We start from the raw sequence: 17,598 nt of genomic DNA, 5'->3' as shown, positions 1-17,598 counted from the left end.
GGACGGCAAACATGACACTGGCGACGGCGGCGCAAACCGCGACATGGACCTATGTGGACGGCGACTGGTACGAGGGCAACGTTGCCATTCTCGGACCGCGCAGCCACGCCATGTGGCTCGGCACCAGCGTCTTCGACGGCGGCCGCTGGTTCGAAGGCGTGGCGCCCGACCTCGAGCTTCACGCCGCCCGCGTCAACGCTTCCGCCACGGCGCTCGGCCTGAAGCCGTCGATGACGACAGAAGAGATCGTCGGCCTGACCTGGGACGGCCTGAAGAAATTCGACGGCAAGACGGCGGTCTACATCAGGCCGATGTATTGGGCCGAGCATGGCGGCTATATGGGGGTGCCGGCCGATCCGGAGTCGACCCGCTTCTGCCTCTGCCTCTACGAGGCGCCAATGATTCCGCCCTCCGGTTTCTCGGTCACGGTGTCGCCGTTCCGCCGCCCAACCATCGAGACCATGCCCACCAACGCCAAGGCCGGCTGCCTCTATCCCAACAACGGCCGCGCCATCCTGGAAGCCAAGAACCGCGGCTTCGACAACGCGCTCGTGCTCGACATGCTGGGCAATGTCGCCGAGACCGGCACCTCCAACATCTTCCTGGTCAAGGACGGCCATGTGATGACGCCGGCGCCGAACGGCACGTTCCTGTCGGGCATCACCCGCTCGCGCACCATCAACCTGCTCGGCGATTACGGCTTCAGGACCATCGAGAAGACGCTGTCGGTTCGCGATTTTCTGGACGCCGACGAGATCTTCTCGACCGGCAACCACTCCAAGGTCGTGCCGGTCACCCGCATCGAGAGCCGCGACCTGCAGCCCGGGCCCGTGGCCAAGAAGGCGCGCGAGCTCTATTGGGAATGGGCGCATTCGACGTCTGCCGCCTGAGCCGCCGGAGTTTCAGTGTTTCACGGAACGGCGACCCACCCTTTCTCCTGTTTGGCGTAATTCCGGACGGAAAACCCTTTCACACTTTTCGGCGAATTGCTCTAAAGTCGCTCGGCGCTTCATTCCGGAGTTGCCCCAACCCATTCCAGACCTATCTAAGTTCGGCAGTTTCACCGGATTTTTTCCTCGAGGGAGTACCATCCATGGCTTTTGAGTTGCCCGCCTTGCCTTACGACTACGAGGCGCTTCAGCCCCATATGTCGAAGGAGACGCTGGAGTATCACCACGACAAGCACCACAAGGCCTATGTCGACAACGGCAACAAGCTGGCCGCTGAAGCCGGCCTTGGCGACCTGTCGGTCGAAGAGGTGGTCAAGCAGTCCTTCGGCAAGAATGCCGGGCTCTTCAACAACGCCGCCCAGCACTACAACCACATCCATTTCTGGAAGTGGATGAAGAAGGGCGGCGGCGGCAATAAGCTGCCAGGCGCGCTGCAGAAGGCTTTCGACAGCGATCTCGGCGGCTATGACAAGTTCAAGGCGGATTTCATCGCCGCCGGCACCACCCAGTTCGGCTCCGGCTGGGCCTGGGTCTCGGTCAAGAACGGCAAGCTCGAGATTTTCAAGACGCCGAACGGCGAGAACCCGCTGGTGCATGGCGGCTCACCGATCCTCGGCGTCGACGTCTGGGAGCACTCCTACTACATCGACTACCGCAATGCGCGGCCGAAATATCTCGAAGCCTTCGTCGACAGCCTGATCAACTGGGACCACGTCCTGGAGCTGTACGAAAAGGCCCGCGCATGACCCCGAAAATCGTGATCGATTTTCGGAAAGGATCATGCGCAGAATCAAAGCGTTACAGCGTCCTTTGCGCGCCGAAAGGCGCGCGGCGCTGTAAAGGCTGATCGATCTTACTGAAAAGCCCCGGCATGCCGGGGCTTTTCTTTATCTGCCAACACAGCAGATTGATCGCGAGCGGCAAAATCGTGACGCACCGGGGAATATTTCCATGGTCGGGTCCGTTAACGTCCGGAGCAATTCCAGACGAGATGTGGAACAGTTTTCCGTCCGGAATTGTGCCAACCAGGAGATAGAGCATTTCGCCGTGAAACGGTGAAATGCCGGTAGTCGCGAACTTTTTTCACCACGGAGCCGATTGAATGAGAAAGCTTGTCCTCGCCATCTCTATGCTCGCCTTCGCCGGTTCGGCCGCCTTTGCCGATCCGATCCAGGAGCGCCAGGCGCTGATGAAGGAGCGCGGCAAGCTCGCCGGCCAGTTGTCCAAGGTGGTCAAGGGGGAGGAAGATTTCGACGCGGCCGCCGTGCTGACGACCCTGAAGGCCCTGCAGGCCAATGCCGAGAAGTTCGATGCCGAAAAACTGTTTCCGGCCGGCTCCGACAAGGGCGACACCACGGCAGCACCCAAGATCTGGGAAGACATGGCCGGCTTCAAGGCCGCCGAGGACAAGTTCCTCGCCAACACCAAGGAAGCGGTCGCCTCGCCGCCGGGCGATGTCGACGGTCTGAAGGCGCAGCTCAACACGCTGGGCGGCGATTGCGGCGCCTGCCATCAGAGCTACAGGATCAAGAAGGGCTGATCGCCTGATATGGCCTGGCTGAAGAAGCTCGTCGGCGCCGTCATCGTACTGGGCGGCGCGGCGGCCGCCGCCGGCTGGGCCCTGTCCGCGCCGGTCAGGCTTGACGCCGGGGCCATCGCGCAGCTCGGCCCCGGCGACGCCGCCAAAGGCAAACGCATCTTCTATGCCGGCGGCTGCACGTCCTGCCATTCCAAGCCTGGCGCCCAGGGCGACGCCCGGCTGCAGCTGGCCGGCGGACTGGAGCTCAAGACGCCGTTCGGCACCTTCGTGCCGCCCAATATCTCGCAGGACCGGAAGGACGGCATCGGCGCCTGGAGCGAGGAGGACTTCGCCAACGCCATGCTCAAGGGCGTCTCGCCTTCGGGCGAGCATTTCTATCCGGCCTTTCCCTACGTCTCCTACGCGCGCATGAAGCCGGCCGACATCGCCGACCTCTACGCCTTCATGAAGACGCTGCCGGCGGTCGCCGGCAAGGCGCCGGACCACAAGCTTTCCTTCCCCTTCACCATCCGCCGCGGCATCGGCCTGTGGAAGCTTCTCTATCTCAGTCCAGAGCCGGTGATCGCGCTGCCCAACGGCACGCCGGACAAGGTGCTGGCCGGCCGCTACCTCGTCGAGGGTCCCGGTCATTGCGGCGAATGCCATACGCCGCGCGATTTCGCCGGCGGCGTCAAGAAGGGCGAATGGCTGGCCGGCGCCGTGGCTGCCGAGGGCACTGGCGTCGTGCCCAACATCACTCCCGACGGGAAGAGCATCAAGGACTGGTCGGAAGCCGATATCGCCAACTATCTCGAGACCGGCTTCACGCCCGATTTCGATTCCGTCGGCGGCGCCATGGTCGAGGTGCAAAAGAACATGGCGCAATTGACCGCGGACGACCGCGCAGCGATCGCCGCCTATCTCAAGGCTATCCCACCGCACCCCAACGGCTATCCAGCGCGCAAGCCGGCGAGTTGACCTTTATCTTACGGGTGGCGGTCGCCGAGAAAATCGAAGCCGTCTTCGAAAAAGTGATTGTAGTCGCAGGTCAGTTCCTCGCCGGGCGCGATGTCGCGCAGCGCGTAGGTTTCCTCGGGCGAGGAGACGTCGCAGTTCGGCTCGTCGGCGTGGTTCATGTAACGCGCGTCATCCGCCTCGAAGACGATGTAGTTGGGGTCGCGCCGGTCCGGATAGGAATAGCGGTCGAGATAGGACTTTACCGGCCCGCTCTCGCCCTCATAGGTGTCGACGGGAATGCGCCGGTCGAACCTTGGGTCGAGCTTCCAGATCAGCGTGCCCTTTGCAATGCGGTGTTTGGCGAAGACGCCGATGCCCTGGATGGGCGATTTGTCGAGATAGACGTCGACGAGCAGCATGACGAACCTTGTGAATGAGCAGTCGGCGCGGTCCAAGGGCCACGTCCAAAAAAGCAGAGCATTGCGTAACGCGCGCCCTTGTCAATTGCGAGTGGAAAATCAGGTCTTCCCGGTCACTTTCAGGGCATAGGCGTAAATGTAGGCGATCTCTTCCAGCCGGGAGAAACGCCCCGAGGCGCCGGCGTGTCCGGAATCCATGTTGATCTTGAACAGGACCGGGTTGCCACCTGCTTTGCGTTCGCGCAGCCGCGCCACCCATTTTGCCGGCTCCCAATAGGTGACACGCGGATCGGTGAGGCCTGCCAGCGCCAGGATCGGCGGGTAGGCGAGCGCCGCGACATTGTCATAGGGCGAATAGGCGGCGATCGTCTTGTAGTCGTCGGCGGACGCGATCGGGTTGCCCCATTCCGGCCATTCCGGCGGCGTCAGCGGCAGGCTGGCGTCGAGCATGGTGGTGAGCACGTCGACAAACGGCACCTCGGCGACGATGCCGCCGAAGCTTTCCGGCGCCATGTTGGCGATCGCGCCCATCAGCATGCCGCCCGCGGAGCCGCCTTGCGCGACGATGCGGTCGTGCCGTGTGTAACGCTCGGCGACGAGATGGCGGGCGCAGGCGATGAAATCGGTGAAGGTGTTCATCTTCTTCGCCCGCTTGCCGTCCTCGTACCAGCCATAGCCCTTGTCCTTGCCGCCGCGCACATGCGCGATGGCGTAGACGAAGCCGCGGTCGACCAGCGACAGGCAGTTGGTGTTGAAGGCCGAAGGCACCGTGATGCCATAGGAGCCGTAGCCGTAGAGCAGGCACGGCGCCGAGCCGTCCAGCGGCGTGTCGCGATGGTAGAGCAGCGAAATCGGCACCAACTCGCCGTCGGCGGCCGGCGCCATCAGCCGGCGCGTGACATAGTGCTCCGGATCGTGGCCGGAGGGCACTTCCTGCGTCTTCAGGAGCACACGCTCGCGGCTGCGCATATTGTAGTCGAACACCTGCACCGGCGTTGTCATCGACGAATAGGTGAAGCGCATCGTCTCGGTGTCGTACTCGTAGGAGCCGGAAAGGCCGAGCGAGAAAGCCTCCTCGTCGAAGGAGATGAAATGCTCCTCGCCGCTGGCGCGCTCGCGCACGACGATGCGCGGCAGGCCGTCCTTGCGCTCGAGTCTCACCATGTGATGCTTGAAACCGAGCACCGAGAGGATCAGCCGGCCGGGCTCGTGCGGCACCAGTTCCTGCCAGTTGGCGCGGACCGGATTGTCGACCGGCGCGGTCATGATCTTGAAATCCTTGGCGCCGTCGGCGTTGGTCAGGATGAAGAAGACGTCGCCGCCTTCTTCCAGGTCGTATTGCAGCCCGGACTCGCGCACCGCCACCAGCCGGGGCGCCGCTGAAGGATTATCGGCCGGCAGAAGCCGGTACTCGGACGTCTCATGGTCGTTGATGCCGACCAGGATCCAGTCATTGGCGCGCGTGCCGCTGACATCCATGAAGAAGCCCGGATCGGTCTCCTCATAGATGAGGCGGTCGTTCTCCAGCTTGTCGCCGAGCTTGTGGAAGAATACTTTCGACGGGCGATGGTTGTCGTCGAGGCGGGTGTAGAAGAAGCCGTCATCGCCGGCATTCCAGACCCCGCCGCCGCCCGTATCCGGGATCTGGTCGGCAAGGTCGGTGCCGCCGGCAACATCGCGCACGCGTAGCGTGAAGAATTCCGAGCCCTTGTCGTCGAACGCCCAGATGAGCTTCTTGTGGTCCGCGGAATGGTCGACGCCGCCGAGCCGGAAATAGGCCTTGCCCTCGGCCTCCGCGTCGCCATCGAGCAGGATTTCCTCGCTGCCGCCATCGCGCGAGGTGCGGAAATAGCGCGGCTGCTCGCCGCCCTGCCGGAAGGACGAGCCGTAGGCATAGGGGCCGTCCTTCATCGGCACCGTTGAGTCGTCCTCCTTGATGCGTCCCTTCATCTCGGCAAACAGCTTGCCGCGCAGATCCGCGGTGCCGGCCATCAGAACGGCCTGATAGGCGTTCTCGGCCTCCAGATAGGCGCGGATCCGGCCGTCAAGCAGGGAAGGATCCCGGAACACGGCCTGCCAGTTGTCGGCCCGCATCCAGGCATAGCCGTCGCTGCGGGTGATGCCGTGATGCGTGTCGGAAACAGGATGTTTCTCAGGCGTCGGCGGGCTGGCGGCCGGGAAGGCGGGAGTCAGGGCGGAAGTGCTGGTCATTACGTCTCGCTGCGGAATTTGCTTGAATGACGAATGAACACGCCACTCAGCGGCGGTTCAAGGGGCACGGCTCAAGATGGTCGACAGAAGCCAAGTCGAAGGGGAAAAGATGAAATCCTGTGTTGCTACCGCTATGTCTGTCGCCGTCCTCGCGGCGGGTCTGACTTTTTCCAGTCCGTCTCATGCAACCGTCTTTGCCGCCTGGCAAGTGGCGGGCGTGCCGTTCGGCGACACGCTCAACGCGCGAAAGTATCCCTCCAACGCATCGCAAAAACAGGCCGCCTATCCGAACGGCACCGTGCTGCAGATGACCGGCCGCTGCACAGGTGGCGTAAATCTGCTCGATATCGCCGGGCAGCCGCAATGGAAGCAGCGCCAGGCGATCCGCTATCGCTGGTGCGAGGTGTGGCACGACCCGGCGCAGAATGGCCATTTCGTCACCGGCTGGGTCTACGGCAAATATATCGCGCCTTATTGACGGACCGTCGGCTCGCCTTGTCGGGCCGGCCGGCAGGGCAGCTACGTTGCGCCATAGGATTCATCGTGCTGGCGCAACAGGCATCCAAGCATTGGTCAAGCATCGCGGGCCATGTCGTGCGGCGATCGGATGTCTAACACGCCAGTGACGCAGCGTCATGGCATGCTGGTCTGGCCAGAAAAATCTCGCGAAGTTACACGCCGCACGAATTTTTGAAGCTGAAACGGCAATATTTGATGAATATCGGCCAATATAAGTCAATATGCGAATTGACTTACTTGCGATGCGGCGTCATTAAGATGACCGACGCGAATCGCAGGGTTTTCCTGAATGAAATTCGCGCGATGCCCGACCTCGGAAAAAAGGGCGCAATTTTAGAAACAACTCTCGTTGGGGCCTGAGCACTATGGAAATCGTCGAAACACCTTCGAAAAACGGTGATGCGCTGATCGAACTGACCGCCGATGTCGTCGCCGCCTATGTCAGCAACAACCCGGTGCCCGTTGGGGAATTGCCGAACCTAATCGCCGACGTCCATGCCGCGTTGGGCCGTGTCGGTGGTTCGCCGGAGCAGCCATCGGCCGAGAAGCAGAAGCCGGCCGTCAATCCCAAGCGCTCTGTCCACGACGACTACATTGTCTGTCTGGAGGACGGAAAGAAGTTCAAATCGCTGAAGCGTCACCTGATGACCCATTACCATCTCACGCCGGAGGAATACCGTGAGAAGTGGGGGCTGGACGCCAACTATCCGATGGTGGCCCCCAACTACGCGGCTGCCCGCTCGCAGCTCGCCAAGAAGATGGGTCTGGGCCGCAAGCGCAAGGGCCGCTGATCGCCTTCGCTATCCGGAAAAGCAAAACGGCGCCCTTGCGGCGCCGTTTTGCTTTTCCGGATAGCGAAGGCGATAGGGACCGGATCAGGCCGTCTGCTTCAGCGCCGCTTCCGCGTCGCGCTTGATGCGCTTGACCATCGAACGCAGGCCGTTGGCGCGCTGCGGCGAAAGATGCTCGTCCAGCCCGAGCTCCTTTAGCGTCGCCTCCGCGTCCGTGCTCTGGATCTCGCTTGCCCGCCGGCCCGAAAACAGCGCCAGCATGATGGCGACGAGGCCGCGCACGATGTGGGCGTCCGAATCGCCCTGGAAGCTGATCACCGGATCGGCGCCCGCTCCCTGCTCGGTGGTGAGCCACACCTGGCTGACGCAGCCGGGCACCTTGTTCGCGGCCGTGCGTTCGTTCTCGGGGAAAGGCGGCAGGCCCTCGCCGAGCTCGATCACATAGCGATAGCGGTCCTCCCACTCGTCGAGCAGGGAAAAGTCGTCGCGGATCGTCTGGATCGGGGTGGTCATGGCCCGCATATAGTGGCGCGGCACCGTCGCGTCACGGAAAAAGAAAGCGCCGCGGGCGTCGAGAGGTCGGACGGGCCCGCGGCGTAGCCAAGTGGCGGCTGAAGATTGTCTCAGTTCTTGGAAGTCAACAGCACTGGTATGTTGACCTTGGCGGGTAGCACGATGTCCTCGGCGACGCTGCCTGTGGTCATCTTGGCCGTGTCCGCAACCTTCGTCTCGGCCGCGCCTGCCTGCTCTGATTTGTCGTCGATCATGGCGGCGGCGATCTTGGCCGTTTCCTGGGCCCGGACTGTAATGGTGTACATGGCAGATTTGCCGGTTTCGCAGACATCGGGCTTGCGCTCGCAGAGCCCTGCAATGTCGCCCACCGCCTCGCGCGCCGCGAACAGCGCCTGGATCGGCCCGACGCTCTGCTGGCCGTCCTCGCCCGGGCCGACGCCGAGCGGCAGCGCCAGCAGCACCAGCGAAAACCAGAAAGCCATCCTGATCAGAAAGCCCATCTCACTTGCCTCTCGTGCGGGATGGATCCTGCATCCATCCGTGACGGGTCATGCATCCATCGGCATGACCTCTTTTATGGGCACGATAATGGCACGGTCACGCAAAGGACGGCTTGCCTCGAAGCCGCGAATTTGTCTCAAATTTTAGGCGAATTGGAAAGGAATTGGTTTTGAAGCGGACTTGTGTCGAATCTCATCGACAGCATTAACTTTACGATAACCATATATCGCATTGTAATTATTCGATTTTATTCGCAACAGAAATTAGCCGCGTCAGGTTTAGGCCCGTTTTGGCACAGGCCTCGCGGCTAACGCGCCGTTTACCATGACGCCAACTCGGCGCGCTTTGCGGTGCCGGCATCACAATATTTGCCTTGGGGCGGTCGCTGGCACCCGCCAGCCTTATCCATTCCTTAAACGCTGGATGCGAGTTTCAAGTCATTGATTGAGTCACCTGCCAGGCAGGATGTTTTTACCACCGGGTACGCGTGCGTTGAGTTCGATTTCAGCCAGATACGTTCAATTGCCCGGCGCGGTTGCCGCCGGCTGCGAACGCTTGGTTCACCCCACCGTGACGAGTGAGGCGGAACGCCTGCGCCAGCGCCGCTTCATCGGCGTCATGCTCGCCGCGCCATTCCTTGCCGCGGGTGCCGCGGTGACGCTGGTCACCTCGAGTCTCGGCGCGGCCGTCACCATGGCCGCCATCTTTGCCGCTTTCGGCTTGTGCTGGTTCGCCGCGCTTCTGGTCGCCGCCACCGGCCACATGGCGCTCGCCGGCCGCATGGCGGTCGCCTTGGGCGGCCTTGCCCTTGCCGGCGCAATAGCGGCGGCAGGGGGATTGGCCTCGCCGGTCGCGCTGCTGGGCTTGGCATTGCCGGTCGAAACCTGGTGGGTTTCCGGGTCGCGGCGCGCCGCGCTGTCGAGCGTGCTGGCCGCGGTCGCCGCGATCGTTCTCCAGCCCTTTGCCGGCCAGCTCCTGCCGCCTGGCGAAATCGCCGCCTGGCACTGGCTGCTGCCGCTAGCCTGGGCGCTGACATTGTTGCCGCGTGCCGCCGCCTTCGCCGATCCTGCCGGCCTGCGGCCGGCGGAGCCCGCCGGCGATCGTCTCGAGGACCTGATCGACGCCGTCGTGCTGCGCGTCGGCCGCCAGGGCGAAGTGCTCGACGCGTCCGCCAAAGCGCGTTCGGTCATGAAACTGGCGCCGGAGCTCCTGCTTGGCACCGGCCTGTTCGAGCGGGTCCATCTGTCCGACCGCGTCGCCTATCTCACCGCCTTGGCCGACATGCGCGAGGGGGCGCCGAAGCGCCGGCTTGAGTTGCGCATCCGCTTGCCGCGCGAGGGTTCCGGCGCTGCCGATAATTTCCGTCCGTTCAGTCTCGACTTGCTGCGCGGCGAAGCCGAACGCGACGTCTTCATGCTGGTGCTGCGCGAGAACGACGATGTCGCGGAGCTGCGCGAGGAGCTTGCGGAAGCCAGGGAGGCCGCCGCGGCCGCCGAAGTGGCCAAGGGCCGCTTCCTGGCGGTGGTCAGCCACGAGCTGCGCACGCCGCTCAACGCCATCATCGGCTTTTCCGACATGCTGCTGCATGAGATGTTCGGCGCCTTCAAGGACCCGCGCCAGAAGGAATATGTCGGCCTGGTCAGGGAGTCGGGCCAGCATCTTCTGTCCGTCGTCACCTCGATCCTCGACGTCTCGCGCATCGAGGCGGGCGCCTATGCGACCGAGCTGGAGACGTTCCGTTTCGTCGAGGCCGTCGACATGTGCCGCTCGATGATGCGGCCGCTGGCCGACGCCAAGGGCATCGTTCTTGCCACCCAGATCGCGCCGGATGCCGGCGAGATCAATGCCGACCGTCGCGCGGTGCAGCAGATCCTGATCAATCTCGCTTCGAACGCCGTCAAGTTCACGCCCGATGGCGGCAGCGTGGTGATCGGCGCCAAGCGCGTCGGCTCGCGCCTGCATTTCTGGGTCAGCGACACCGGCATCGGCATCGCCGAGGAGGATATGGCCAATCTCGGCAAGCCTTTCATGCAGATCCAGAACGACTACACGCGCCGTTTCGAGGGAACCGGGCTCGGCCTGTCGCTGGTCAAGGGCCTGGTGGCGCTGCACGACGGCACGATGTCGATCGAGAGCGCGCCGGGTGAGGGCACCACGGTGACGATCGGCCTGCCGGTGAGCGGGCCGAAGCGGCATTCCGTTGCGCAACCCGGTGTGCTGGCCATGCCGGCGGCGAAGCCGAAGGGGGATAGAGATGGGGAGGGGAATGGCTCGCTCCGCAAAACGGCGTAAGGTGGTCGAACCCGAGCGCGGCGTCCTTGCCGAAGGCGCGGCCGCGGTCGGCCAGCTGATCGCAAGCAACCCGGTCCTGGTCGGCGGTTCGACCGCCTTCCTGGTGACGCTGTTCTATGTCTCGGCCAATGCGCTCTGGTATCAGCCTTTTCCGCATACCGGCGCCTTCTTTGCCACCCGCAGCATCGAGAATTTCCCGCATACCGTCTCCAACGAGCCGGAGACCACCATCAACATCGTGCGCCAGCCGCCGGCACAGCCGGTGGCCAAGCCGGATCCGATCGTCCAGCAGGTGCAGGGCATCCTGAAGGACCTCAACTTCTATGACGGCACAGTCGATGGTCTGACCGGACCGGCGACCCGCAAGGCGATCCAGGCTTACCAATTGAAAGTCGGGCTGCCGGGCTCGGGCGAGATCGACGGCGCGCTGCTCGACCAGCTTGGCACGCGCCAGACGACGGCGGCGATTCCACATCCGGCGCCGCGGCCGGCCGACGCGGCAGCAGCCACGCCGTCCGCCAAGCCATCGGTAATTCCGGTCTCGGCCCCGGCCGATGGCGCCACGCAATCGCCCGATGCCCGCATCGTCAAGATCCAGGCCGGTCTGAAAGCTTTCGGTAACAACGACATGCAGCTCGACGGCAAGGTCGGCGCCCGCACCAAGGCCGCGATCAAGGAATTCCAGGCTCTCTTCGGCCTGCCCGAAACAGGCGAGCCGGACGAAGCGGTGTACGTCAAGATGCGCGAGATCGGTCTGACGAACTGAGTGGCGGCGGCGCCAATCTAGTTTTGGGCTGCGCGTTTAGCCTTTAGAGCGCGGAAGAAGGCATTGCGGTCCACGCTCTGGCCTTCACCGCTCGCCATGCCTTCAGCATATGCACGCTTGAGCTGATTCAGTTCATGATCGGTTAGGGGTCGGATTGTCGCTTCCATGCGCAACGATAGCATTATCCGGTGCATTCACGAAATTTGCCAATTGTCGGAGCCGGCGCCGCCCCTCATCTGCCTGCCGGCATCTTCTCCCCGTGAACGGGGGAAGGGGCTGGCCGCGGCGCCGGCGCTCTTCCTGCAACGTCTGAGATTGGCGAAATCGTCAGCGCAAGCTTCCTTCTCCCCGTCACTACACGGGGGAAATGCCCGGCAGGGCAATGAGCGGCAGCGCCGACCTGTCAGGCAAAGCAACACCACCGTCAGGGGACGCGGGACCACAGCAATCCAAACCTGTCGCTGCCCGGCGCTCGCGGACAAGCCGGAATCTCGTTAAACAATCGGCATGTCATCCGGAAACCACCCATGCGCGTAACCACCGATCTGTGGGTCTCGGCCCTTCTGCGCCGCGTTTTCGGCGCCGGCGGTTTTGCCGCCGTGGTTAAGCGCGGCGCCACCGAGGCGGGCGCCGTCTTCGTGTTGTCGCGCGGGCGTCTGGGGGAGGTCGTTCTTTACGGGCCGGCGCCGCAGACGAGTTACGATTCAGCCAAGCCGGATGAGCGCTTCTTCACCTTGCTCGATGCCGGCGACGATAGCGCCGCCTTCGATGCGCGGTTGGAGCGCGAGAAGAAATTCGATCCCGACATCTGGGTGGTCGAGATCGAGGCAGGGACTGTACCGGTCGAAGAGCTTCTTTCGGTGAAGGCCGACTAGGGCGTTTCGCCATTCATGGGACCGGAATCGCGATGAGAGCAAGAGCGCTGGGCGAGAAGGTTCATCATGCCGCTTCCCCCTTCTGGACGGGAAACCGGGTAGCGAAGACTTCCTTGGCCGCAAACAGCCCGTTGAGCGCCGCAGGAAAGCCGGCATAAACCGTCATCTGGATGATGGTTTCGATAATTTCGTCCTTGGTCAGCCCGACATTGAGCCCCGCCTCGATATGGACTTTCAGTTGCGGGGTCGCGGTTCCCATCGCAGTCAGCGCCGCGATGGTCGCGATCTCACGGGCGCGCAGATCGAGGCCGGGGCGGCTGTAGATGTCGCCAAACGAGAACTCGAACACGTAGTTCGCGAAATCGGGGGCAATGTCCGCCAGGGCGGCGATGACATTGCGGCCGGCTTCGCCATCTATTTCAGCGAGCGCCCGCTTGCCGCGTTCCAGCCGGCTTTCGCTGACGTTCGGGGATTGATGCGTCTAGTCCTTCATCCTCTTTTCAACGCCGGCATATCCGGCAATCTTGGTGTCGAGGACGAGAAGGCAGGCTTGCAGTTTGGCCAGATGCGCACGGACACGCTCGCGGTGCTGCTCGAGCAACGCGCCGCGCTCCGCTTCCGTGTTGACGCCGCGCTCCCGCAAGGCCGCGTAACGCAGCATTTCCCGAATAGGCATCCCTGTCGTTTTGAGGCGATCGAGAAATTCTATCCAGGTCAGGATTGATGCGTCGTAGTCACGTTGGCCCGATTGGTCCCTGTCGGCATGGGGAAGCAGCCCGATCCGCTCGTAGTAACGGATGGTGTAGGCAGACAGTCCCGAACGCTTCGCCAGCTCGCCAATCTTCATCACGCTCTTCTTTCGTCACGACGCGCAGAAAGCTACGAGTTAGAGTGCGCTCTAAGTCAAGAGGCTGTGTCACTTCGTCGTGTCGCGGAAATGCTAAGTTTCGCGACGACATCTGATCGTTCATTTTAGCTGATAAAACAAATGCTTAAAGCGCATCCCTTTAATCCTTTCAAGCGCGAGGCGCTTGAAGCCGGTCAGGATGCCTTGAGGCTGGAGCTCGCGTCGTCGCCGTTCGACGCGTCGCGTCGCTCGCCACCGATCGTGTCGGCCGCTTTGTCGCGGATGGCACGCGAAAGGGTCTCCGCCTTCCAGGCGCGCACCTTGTCCAGCGCCGCCTCGCGGTGCAGCAGCCGGTAGCGGTCGAGGAACAGCCGGATCGCCTGCGGGTGCGGGAACTCGCCGGGATAGACCGCGACCGCGATCAGGAAGGCTCTGTCCTCGCTGAGGTCGAGGGCGCGCAGCGCCGCAAGCAATGCGGCATAACCCGACTGCCCGGTCACCGAGCGGGCCGTCGCGAAGTCGATCTCCAGCGCATCGGCAAGTGCGGTCTGGAAGAAGGCCGCGTTGCCGGTCAGCGCCGTCTCGCGCAGCCTCACATAGGCCGACTGGCCGAGGAAGGTGTTGACGTCGGCAGTATCGCCGGCCGGGCGCATCATCGACCGCAGGCGGCGGCGCGCGTTCTCCGCCGCTTCGCCGGATGCGGCGCGGTCGGCGTCCGCCTTGGCCACCGGCTCCGGTTTCGGCGTGAGCTTGGTGACCGTTTCCGGCGGCCGCGTCTTGACCAGCGTCGGTCTTTCCAGCGCGCGGATCAGGTCGGCGATCGTCGGATTGAGCTCTTTGCGGCGCGCAATGGCGCGCGCATGCGGCAGCCCGTGCCGGCCGATCAGCGCGATGAGGTCGATGTCGCTCAGCGCATTGGAGCGGGTGAGCAGGGGCGCCGCAATCTCGACCGGCTCCTCGGCCAGCCGCCGCACCAATGCGGTCGGCGCGTATTCGCATTCGGAAAGGGCGGCGGCGACATAGCGGCGCGATTCGACCGACACCTCGTCGAACAGCGGCAGCGTCAGGTCCTCGAGCTGGGCGATCTCGCGTCGTGAAGGGCGCGTCAGCGAGCAGAAGGCCGAGACCGCGGCGCGGAACAGCCTTTCGGCCTTTCCCGCTTCGGTCCGGATAGCGATTTGCCTGAAATCCGAAGATGACACGGAGGATACGCCCGACACTCGACACAACTCCTGAACCCACGCAATCCGGCCGGGCCGGTTCGCATCTTCAGGAAAACAAACATCAAATTAGCCGCGATCCGTTAGCGCTCCGTTAACCCTCTACGCCCCTTAATCAACTTGGAGGCGTTGCGTTGTGCTCCGGTCAAACCGAGAGGAATGCGCGAACCATGGGCATGGTCCTGTCTTTTGTGCCGCGTGCGGCACCTGTAAATCGAGCAAGTCACGACGCCACGACGGCGGCGGTGATCATTTTCCCCGGCGTCCGTTATGAGTTGCACCCGCAGGCCGATGCGGTCCGGCCCGGCGGCAGCGGCTCCGACAGGCCAGGCTCCCCGCCGCCCGCCAAGCCGCATCACTGAACACGCCTTTCTCAGTCGTCCTGCAAATCGCAGCTGCTCTGCTCGAGGAAGCGCGACACGATCGGCTTCCAGCTCTCGTCCGGCACGAAGGCGCGGACGACGAAGATGCCTTCCTCGATCGGCGCCTCGACAAAGATCGCGCCTTGCAGATCCTCCGGAAGGTCGCGCCGCACATCGATCATCTGCGCCGGGGTCAGCACCACCGTATCGAGCTTCTCGCCATTGGCGTTGTGATCGTTGAAGGAATAGATGTTGTGGCCGCCGCGGTCATAGACCGAGGCCGACCAGAACGGCACGTCGCCGGGCGCCTTGATTCGCACAAGGCCGTCGGCAAGGTCGAAGCGGCAGGCGGCGGCATAAAACAGCGGATCGACCGATTTCACCACCGGCGCGCCGCCGGCTTCGGCATCCAGCCGCGTCATCCTGTAGAGGTCGGAGGCCGTCGCCAGCCGCGACCAGGCATCGCGCTCGGAAAATTCCGGCACCAGGAACAGCACAACGATATGCACGATGCCGGCGCCGAGCAGGCCGAGGATGAGGGCATGCAGCAGCCTACGCATTGCAGCCCGCCTTCAGGATGCGCGGCAGCGTCACATCGGAGAGGCCGGTGCTGGACGCGATCGGCGTGTCGTAGAAGGTCAGCACGAAATACATCTTGCCGGATCCGCCGGTGAGCAACCAGTTGCCGGGGGCAGGGCGATTGCCGACCGAAATGACGACGGAATTGTCGGGCCGGCGCAGCACTTCGTAGGACTGCAGCGCCGCCTGCCTCGGCTTGCCGGTATCGATCACGCCAAGCGACTGGTCGGCGGCATAGAGCGTCCAGAAACGGGCGGTCGGGTAGCTGCCTTCGATCGTGTAGGTGCATTCGCGTCTTAGCGGCTCGCCGGCGTCATCACGCTCGGCGACGAAGGCCAGCCCCTCGGCCCGGCCGAGCGCCAGCACGCCCTGGCGCGCCACGCGCGCCTTGGAGTAGGGGTCGGCGTCTAAAGTCCCGACTTCGGGGAAGGCGGTCCATTGGCCGATGCGGATCGCCCCGACGCCGTCCTGCGCGTTGAGCGCATACCAGACGCTGTAGCCGCCAAGCCCAATGGCTATGGCAAGCGAAAGCAGCGTCAGGATGGCGTTCTTGAGCATGAGAGCCGCAAACAGAGGAGGTTGCCCGGGATATCGCGGCGCGGGGTGCCGTGGCAAGCCGGCTTCACGCGAGGGGTGGCTAGATCAGGATGACGTTTCGCTGAAACGTCGTCCTGATCTATTTTTTTGATGGAGCATTATCTTATCCGAAAACCGGTTCCCACTTTTCGCTATCGCGGTCCTTCGGTTCGGGACCATGCCCTAAAGCGCCGAAAGTGCTTCCGGCAGGGTGGGCGCATCGAGCACGGGCGCGGCCTGGAACGCCTTGGTCATGTCCCTCAGCGTCTGGGTGGTACGGCTGGAAAGCACCGGCGGCCGTTCGGCCTCGGCCTGCGCCTCTGCGGCGTCGGCTTCCTTCTTGGCCGCCTCCTCTGCCTTGGCCGCGACCTCTGGGTCGACGAACGGGTGGTCGAGACCGGGGATAGGCTTCAGGTCGATGTTCTGGTGCGCATAGACCATCAGGCGCTGCCAGACCATCGCCGGCAGCGAGCCGCCGGTCATCTTGTTGGTTGCGGTGAAGTCGTCATTGCCCAGCCAGACGGCCGCCGTGTAATTGCCGGTGAAGCCGACGAACCAGGCGTCGCGGTAGGACTGCGTGGTGCCGGTCTTGCCGGCAACGACGATGTTCGGGAGCTGGGCGCGCCGTGCCGTGCCGATCACCGGCACCGCCGCCAGCATGGTGTTCATGTATTTCAGCGCCTTTTCCGACAGCACGCGGTGTGGTGGCGGCGCGTCCTTGGCCCAGTCATAGACCACCTCGCCGGTGCGGGTGACGAGCTGGGTGATGCCGTGGCGCGAGCCGACGAAACCGTTCTGGGCAAAGACGCTGTAGCCGGTCGCCTGGTCCATCACCGTCATGCCGGATGTGCCCAGCACCATGGTCTTGTGCGCTTCCAGCGGCGATTCGACACCCATCGATTCGGCCATTGCCTTGATCGGACCGATGCCGAGGTAATCCTTGGCGAGCCGCACCGGCACCGTGTTGATCGACTTGGCGATCGCCGTGAGCAGCGTGACGTTGCCGGCCGATCCGCCGCTGTAATTGTGCGGCGACCAGTTGCCCCAGCTGATGGCGCCGCCCGAAACCACCGAGTCCGGTGTGAAGCCATGCTCCATCGCAGTGGCATAGACATAGGGCTTGAAGGATGAACCCGTTTGGCGCAACGCCTTGGTGGCGCGGTTGAACTGGCTGGCGCCATAGTCGCGGCCGCCGACGATGGCGCGCACCGCGCCATTGGTCTCGATCACCACCACCGCGCCTTCGGTGACGTTGTATTCCTTGCCGAATTGCCGCAGATGGAACTCGACCGACTCCTCGGCCGCCTTCTGGATGTTGGCGTCGAAGGTCGTGTGGGCGACCAGCGAATGCTGGCCGGGCTTGGCGATCTTCTTGACCTCGTCGAAGGCCCAGTCGAGGAAGTAGTCCGGGCTCTTCTGCTCGCCGCGGTCGACCACGTCGGCCGGATGCAGTCTTGCCTGCAGCACCTGGCCTTCGGTCATGAAGCCGGCGTCGACGAGGTTGGAGAGCACCACATTGGCGCGCGCGCGCGCCGCCGGCAGGTTGATGTGCGGGGCGTATTTGGTCGGCGCCTTGAACAGGCCGGCCAGCATTGCCGCCTCGGCGAGGTTCAGATCCTTGACGCTCTTGCCGAAATAAAAATCCGCCGCCGCTTCGATGCCGAAGGTGCCGCCCCCCATATAGGCGCGGTCGAGATAGAG

19 protein-coding genes and 1 pseudogene are annotated in these 17,598 nt (G+C 63.6%); 9 read left to right on the top strand and 11 right to left on the bottom strand.

What is annotated here, in order from left to right; genetic code table 11:
- Nucleotides 1–11: 11 nt before the first annotated feature.
- Nucleotides 12–890, top strand: a complete 879-nt coding sequence (locus EOA28_RS06775; protein ID WP_127251712.1) for a branched-chain amino acid aminotransferase — start codon at nucleotides 12–14, stop codon at nucleotides 888–890.
- 203 nt (nucleotides 891–1,093) lie between these two features.
- A complete protein-coding gene (locus EOA28_RS06770) occupies nucleotides 1,094–1,696 on the top strand; it encodes a superoxide dismutase (RefSeq protein WP_127251711.1) in 603 nt (200 codons plus the stop codon).
- A gap of 52 nt (nucleotides 1,697–1,748) precedes the next feature.
- Here the strand turns inward: EOA28_RS06770 and EOA28_RS06765 are convergent, their stop codons facing one another.
- Nucleotides 1,749–1,991, bottom strand: coding sequence for a hypothetical protein (locus EOA28_RS06765; RefSeq protein WP_127251710.1), 243 nt, complete (start codon nucleotides 1,989–1,991; stop codon nucleotides 1,749–1,751).
- A gap of 61 nt (nucleotides 1,992–2,052) precedes the next feature.
- Here EOA28_RS06765 and EOA28_RS06760 point away from each other — a divergent pair, with 61 nt between their 5' ends.
- Together EOA28_RS06760 and EOA28_RS06755 are read left to right on the top strand one after the other, a co-directional pair.
- Nucleotides 2,053–2,490, top strand: coding sequence for a cytochrome c (locus EOA28_RS06760; RefSeq protein ID WP_042641989.1), 438 nt, complete (start codon nucleotides 2,053–2,055; stop codon nucleotides 2,488–2,490).
- A gap of 9 nt (nucleotides 2,491–2,499) precedes the next feature.
- Nucleotides 2,500–3,447 (top strand): cytochrome c, encoded by a 948-nt coding sequence (locus EOA28_RS06755; RefSeq protein WP_127251709.1) that lies wholly within the window; start codon nucleotides 2,500–2,502, stop codon nucleotides 3,445–3,447.
- Nucleotides 3,448–3,455: 8 nt separating this feature from the next.
- Here EOA28_RS06755 and EOA28_RS06750 read toward each other — a convergent pair whose 3' ends face one another.
- A complete protein-coding gene (locus EOA28_RS06750; RefSeq protein ID WP_126078382.1) occupies nucleotides 3,456–3,845 on the bottom strand; it encodes an SET domain-containing protein-lysine N-methyltransferase in 390 nt (129 codons plus the stop codon).
- A 99-nt stretch (nucleotides 3,846–3,944) separates the two neighbouring features.
- A complete protein-coding gene (locus EOA28_RS06745) occupies nucleotides 3,945–6,056 on the bottom strand; it encodes a S9 family peptidase (protein ID WP_127251708.1) in 2,112 nt (703 codons plus the stop codon).
- A 133-nt stretch (nucleotides 6,057–6,189) separates the two neighbouring features.
- On the opposite strand from EOA28_RS06745, the gene EOA28_RS06740 reads away from it, so the two are divergent.
- A complete protein-coding gene (locus tag EOA28_RS06740; protein ID WP_189341955.1) occupies nucleotides 6,190–6,534 on the top strand; it encodes an SH3 domain-containing protein in 345 nt (114 codons plus the stop codon).
- 406 nt (nucleotides 6,535–6,940) lie between these two features.
- On the top strand, nucleotides 6,941–7,366 hold the full coding sequence (locus EOA28_RS06735; RefSeq protein WP_126061983.1) for a MucR family transcriptional regulator: 426 nt from the start codon (nucleotides 6,941–6,943) through the stop codon (nucleotides 7,364–7,366).
- Nucleotides 7,367–7,450: 84 nt separating this feature from the next.
- On the opposite strand, the gene EOA28_RS06730 is transcribed toward EOA28_RS06735, so the two are convergent.
- Both EOA28_RS06730 and EOA28_RS06725 read right to left on the bottom strand, forming a co-directional pair.
- Entirely contained in the window at nucleotides 7,451–7,879 is a 429-nt protein-coding gene (locus EOA28_RS06730; protein ID WP_126061982.1) for a SufE family protein, read from the bottom strand.
- 110 nt (nucleotides 7,880–7,989) lie between these two features.
- Nucleotides 7,990–8,379, bottom strand: a complete 390-nt coding sequence (locus EOA28_RS06725; protein WP_126061981.1) for a DUF5330 domain-containing protein — start codon at nucleotides 8,377–8,379, stop codon at nucleotides 7,990–7,992.
- 556 nt (nucleotides 8,380–8,935) lie between these two features.
- Here EOA28_RS06725 and EOA28_RS06720 point away from each other — a divergent pair.
- The 3 genes from EOA28_RS06720 to EOA28_RS06710 all read left to right on the top strand — a co-directional run bounded on the left by EOA28_RS06720 (nucleotide 8,936) and on the right by EOA28_RS06710 (nucleotide 12,313).
- Nucleotides 8,936–10,672, top strand: coding sequence for a PAS domain-containing sensor histidine kinase (locus EOA28_RS06720; RefSeq protein ID WP_127251707.1), 1,737 nt, complete (start codon nucleotides 8,936–8,938; stop codon nucleotides 10,670–10,672).
- Complete coding sequence (locus EOA28_RS06715; protein WP_126078379.1) at nucleotides 10,647–11,438, top strand: peptidoglycan-binding protein; 792 nt, start codon at nucleotides 10,647–10,649, stop codon at nucleotides 11,436–11,438. Before EOA28_RS06720 ends, EOA28_RS06715 begins: the two co-directional genes overlap by 26 nt.
- A 527-nt stretch (nucleotides 11,439–11,965) precedes the next feature.
- Nucleotides 11,966–12,313: a DUF1491 family protein gene (locus EOA28_RS06710; protein ID WP_127251706.1), complete on the top strand. Its 348-nt coding sequence runs from the start codon at nucleotides 11,966–11,968 to the stop codon at nucleotides 12,311–12,313.
- Between the two features lie 64 nt (nucleotides 12,314–12,377).
- Here EOA28_RS06710 and EOA28_RS06705 read toward each other — a convergent pair whose 3' ends face one another.
- The 6 genes and pseudogenes from EOA28_RS06705 to EOA28_RS06670 all read right to left on the bottom strand — a co-directional run.
- On the bottom strand, nucleotides 12,378–12,761 hold the full coding sequence (locus EOA28_RS06705; RefSeq protein ID WP_128314720.1) for a carboxymuconolactone decarboxylase family protein: 384 nt from the start codon (nucleotides 12,759–12,761) through the stop codon (nucleotides 12,378–12,380).
- Nucleotides 12,733–13,160, bottom strand: a pseudogene (locus EOA28_RS06700) (MerR family transcriptional regulator). The gene EOA28_RS06705 and the pseudogene EOA28_RS06700 overlap by 29 nt, the downstream one beginning before the upstream one ends.
- Before the next feature lie 194 nt (nucleotides 13,161–13,354).
- The gene (locus EOA28_RS06695) at nucleotides 13,355–14,362 is read right to left on the bottom strand and encodes a DUF2336 domain-containing protein (RefSeq protein WP_127251721.1); all 1,008 of its coding nucleotides are present in this window, start codon (nucleotides 14,360–14,362) and stop codon (nucleotides 13,355–13,357) included.
- A 391-nt stretch (nucleotides 14,363–14,753) separates the two neighbouring features.
- Nucleotides 14,754–15,302, bottom strand: coding sequence for a DUF1254 domain-containing protein (locus EOA28_RS06685; RefSeq protein WP_127386199.1), 549 nt, complete (start codon nucleotides 15,300–15,302; stop codon nucleotides 14,754–14,756).
- Nucleotides 15,295–15,879, bottom strand: coding sequence for a DUF1214 domain-containing protein (locus tag EOA28_RS06680; protein WP_127250909.1), 585 nt, complete (start codon nucleotides 15,877–15,879; stop codon nucleotides 15,295–15,297). Before EOA28_RS06680 ends, EOA28_RS06685 begins: the two co-directional genes overlap by 8 nt.
- 201 nt (nucleotides 15,880–16,080) lie before the next feature.
- Nucleotides 16,081–17,598: penicillin-binding transpeptidase domain-containing protein (locus EOA28_RS06670; protein ID WP_128314719.1), on the bottom strand; the 1,518-nt coding region annotated here is incomplete at its 5' end.

The sequence above is a fragment of the Mesorhizobium sp. M2A.F.Ca.ET.067.02.1.1 genome, assembly GCF_004023285.1.
GTDB lineage: Bacteria > Pseudomonadota > Alphaproteobacteria > Rhizobiales > Rhizobiaceae > Mesorhizobium.
The sequence above is the reverse complement of the archived record's forward strand: the minus strand, read 5'-3'. Positions and strand labels throughout refer to the sequence as shown.

Coding starts and splice junctions, on each gene's coding strand:
- EOA28_RS06775 (WP_127251712.1), top strand. CDS start 12: ATGACACTGGCGACGGCGGCGCAAACCGCGACATGGACCTATGTGGAC.
- EOA28_RS06770 (WP_127251711.1), top strand. CDS start 1,094: ATGGCTTTTGAGTTGCCCGCCTTGCCTTACGACTACGAGGCGCTTCAG.
- EOA28_RS06765 (WP_127251710.1), bottom strand. CDS start 1,991: ATGCTCTATCTCCTGGTTGGCACAATTCCGGACGGAAAACTGTTCCAC.
- EOA28_RS06760 (WP_042641989.1), top strand. CDS start 2,053: ATGAGAAAGCTTGTCCTCGCCATCTCTATGCTCGCCTTCGCCGGTTCG.
- EOA28_RS06755 (WP_127251709.1), top strand. CDS start 2,500: ATGGCCTGGCTGAAGAAGCTCGTCGGCGCCGTCATCGTACTGGGCGGC.
- EOA28_RS06750 (WP_126078382.1), bottom strand. CDS start 3,845: ATGCTGCTCGTCGACGTCTATCTCGACAAATCGCCCATCCAGGGCATC.
- EOA28_RS06745 (WP_127251708.1), bottom strand. CDS start 6,056: ATGACCAGCACTTCCGCCCTGACTCCCGCCTTCCCGGCCGCCAGCCCG.
- EOA28_RS06740 (WP_189341955.1), top strand. CDS start 6,190: ATGTCTGTCGCCGTCCTCGCGGCGGGTCTGACTTTTTCCAGTCCGTCT.
- EOA28_RS06735 (WP_126061983.1), top strand. CDS start 6,941: ATGGAAATCGTCGAAACACCTTCGAAAAACGGTGATGCGCTGATCGAA.
- EOA28_RS06730 (WP_126061982.1), bottom strand. CDS start 7,879: ATGACCACCCCGATCCAGACGATCCGCGACGACTTTTCCCTGCTCGAC.
- EOA28_RS06725 (WP_126061981.1), bottom strand. CDS start 8,379: ATGGGCTTTCTGATCAGGATGGCTTTCTGGTTTTCGCTGGTGCTGCTG.
- EOA28_RS06715 (WP_126078379.1), top strand. CDS start 10,647: ATGGCTCGCTCCGCAAAACGGCGTAAGGTGGTCGAACCCGAGCGCGGC.
- EOA28_RS06710 (WP_127251706.1), top strand. CDS start 11,966: ATGCGCGTAACCACCGATCTGTGGGTCTCGGCCCTTCTGCGCCGCGTT.
- EOA28_RS06685 (WP_127386199.1), bottom strand. CDS start 15,302: ATGCGTAGGCTGCTGCATGCCCTCATCCTCGGCCTGCTCGGCGCCGGC.
- EOA28_RS06680 (WP_127250909.1), bottom strand. CDS start 15,879: ATGCTCAAGAACGCCATCCTGACGCTGCTTTCGCTTGCCATAGCCATT.